Source organism: Streptomyces sp. NPDC058195 (assembly GCF_042883525.1).
GTDB lineage: Bacteria > Actinomycetota > Actinomycetes > Streptomycetales > Streptomycetaceae > Streptomyces.
Window position 1 is genome coordinate 1 of the sequence record NZ_JBHVVM010000077.1, and the last position, 2,551, is coordinate 2,551.

Consider the following 2,551-nt stretch of genomic DNA (forward strand, 5'->3'; position numbering starts at 1 on the left):
TTTCACCGCCAGGTAAGTCAGGTGACCCAAGAACCTTCTCCGAGTTCATCCCGGATAATCCGGGGATACAACAAAGCGCCTCACGGCGCACGGCGTTCATAAACGGTCTTCCACGGCCCGAACCGTGCGGGCAGATCACGCCACTGAACGCAGGTCCGCACCCGGTGCAGAATCCCATTGATCACCTGCCGGTGATCCCGCCACTGGCAGGAACGGCCGCAGCAGTTCCCGCTGAGTAAGCCCTTGCTACCCCGGAAGTCGATGGGTCGGCCTCGGCTCGATGACCGGAGGATGCTCAGCGGGATCACGTGTTTCGGGCGGGAGCGGCCTGGCGAGATGTACCGGAGCGGTACGGATCCTGGGCCAGCCTGCACACCCGCTTCCGCCGCTGGGCGGCGGACAGCACGACCGGATGCTGAAAAACGCGCAAGCCCGAGCAGACGCTGCCGGGAACATCGACTGGCTGGTGTCGGTCGACTCCAGCATCGTCCGGGCCCACCAGCATGCGGCCGGGGCCAAAAAAGGGGCATCGCAGCCGGGCGCTGGGTCGTTCCCGAGGCGGGTTGACCAGCAAGATTCATCTGGCCTGTGACGGCCTCGGCCGCCCGCTCGCCCTGGTCGTCACTGGCGGCAATACCAACGACTGCACCCAGTTCACCGCCGTGATGGAGGCGATACGTGTGCCACGACTCGGGCCCGGACGGCCGCGTGTCCGGCCCGATAACGTCTTGGGCGACAAGGGCTACAGCTCCAAGGCCATCCGAGCCTGGCTCCGACGGGGCAGGCGGGGAGGCCGCCTGCCTGCTTTCGACAAGCAGGTCTACAAGCGACGCAACGTCGTGGAACGGTGCTTCAATCGCCTGAAGCAGTGGCGCGGGATCGCCACCCGATGCGACAAGACCGCCCAGTCCTACGAAGCAGCAGTCACCCTCGCCTCACTCCCGATGTGGGTGTGAAACCAAGGGCAACCCCTAAGAAGGTGGCTCCAGGGAGTACCCGTTCTCGCCAAGAGGGACGGACCTGAGCTTCGGTTCGGCAGCGCGCTGTTCCGCCACTGTGGGGTGGACGGCTATCGCCTCGTCCGCCCGCCCTTGCAGGACCAGGATCTCGCACAGTTCCTCACGTGCCTTGATCGTGCCCAGGGCTCGCAGTTCCTCGGCGGCGGCGTCAAGACGGTCGGCCCGCTTGAGGAGGTCGGCCTTGACGAGACGGGGATCGGTCCAGGGGCGGTCAAGACCGGCCACGGTGATCGCCTCGTCGACGCGGCCGAGGCCGGCGAGTGCCCAGGCCCGCCACCAGTGCTGGAACTCCTCGTGACCGTGGTGGGGCACGACCCTTGGGTGCTCGACCAGATATAGCAGTTCCTCGGGGCGGTCGAGAAGCGGGTGGACGAGTGGTGCCAGGAGGTTGGAGCAGTCGTACCAGCCGAAGCCGGGCTCCGCGACGACGATCGCGTCGTCCAGCCGGCCTTCTGCCAGCAACATCGAGGAAAGCCACGCTCGGTACCCGACCCAGTCGTCGGCGGCGATGGCGTCTCTCATCACGGCCTCGGCCTCCTCGACCCGGCCGTCGCTGCGCAGAGCACCCGCATAGACGTCCAGGACGGTGCGCGCGTCCTGGCCGCCAACCAGTTTCCGCAACTCATCGAGCCGCCCGTGACGTGCCAGCAGTTCGGCATAGGCGACGAGGGTGTTCTGAGCGAGGAAGCAGCGCCTGGCGATGTCTTGGCCGAGGATCCGGATTGCCTCATCAGCCCGGCCCGCGCGCTCCAGCACCCGGGCCTGCAATTCCTGCGCATTGGAATGGGCGTAGTCCCAGCGCCCCTCGCCGCGGGCCTGACGCGCATGGTCGGCGCGCGGCGCGATCAGCTCCAGCACCCGCTCGTCACGGCCCTGCCCATCGGTGATATCCACCAGAACGGACAGGATCCACGGCTTCTCGAGGTGCGGGACAAGCAGTTCGATAGCGTCGTCGACGCGCCCTGTCTTGCCGAGCACCTCAGCAAAATCACGACACTCAGCCATGGAGGCCCGGCCAGGGTTGTCCGGACGTAGCAGATCCAAAACCTCCTCCGTCCTGCGGCCCGCCCGGAGCAGGATCTCGGCCTTCGCATACGAGGCGGCCCGCCACCCCGTCTCGACGAACGGCTCCATCACAGATAGCGCGCGCCCGAAGTCCTCCCCCTGGCACAACTCCTCTACCGCTCCCTCGGCGCAGAACCACTCGCCACGATCTACCGCCACCTGGGCAACCAGATGCAGGTGACCGTGCTCCAACAGGAGACGCACCGTTCTCGGGGATAGACCGCGATAGTTGCTCGCCTGCCATGCAAGATCGTCCATATCCATGGTCGGAAGCGTAGAAGCACCCACCGACATGTCACCGAGGTACCGCCCGAGCCCGATCGGTCACCCTCGTCTCCCTCACGACGTGGGCTTGGCATTTGACGACAACTCCTAAGTGCTGTCCCGTAAATGATCTACGGCATGCTGGTTGATCAGCGTTGTTTCCCGGTCATCCGGCGAGGGTGAGGTTGTGGAGGCGAGCGATG

Annotated in this window: 1 protein-coding gene and 2 pseudogenes; 1 reads left to right on the plus strand and 2 read right to left on the minus strand. The window is 65.9% G+C overall.

Annotated features, from left to right (window positions below; all coding sequences use genetic code 11):
• Nucleotides 1-86: 86 nt before the first annotated feature.
• Nucleotides 87-218 (minus strand): annotated as a pseudogene (locus ACFVWY_RS35570) (transposase); the annotation flags it as partial.
• 43 nt (nucleotides 219-261) lie between these two features.
• Here ACFVWY_RS35570 and ACFVWY_RS35575 point away from each other — a divergent pair.
• A pseudogene (locus ACFVWY_RS35575) lies at nucleotides 262-956 on the plus strand (IS5 family transposase).
• Nucleotides 957-971: 15 nt separating this feature from the next.
• Here the strand turns inward: ACFVWY_RS35575 and ACFVWY_RS35580 are convergent.
• Complete coding sequence (locus ACFVWY_RS35580) at nucleotides 972-2,348, minus strand: hypothetical protein (RefSeq protein ID WP_389879046.1); 1,377 nt, start codon at nucleotides 2,346-2,348, stop codon at nucleotides 972-974.
• Nucleotides 2,349-2,551 lie beyond the last annotated feature (203 nt).

What these genes read in the sequence shown, in the direction of transcription:
- ACFVWY_RS35580 (WP_389879046.1), bottom strand. Translation starts at nt 2,348, where the DNA reads ATGGATATGGACGATCTTGCATGGCAGGCGAGCAACTATCGCGGTCTA.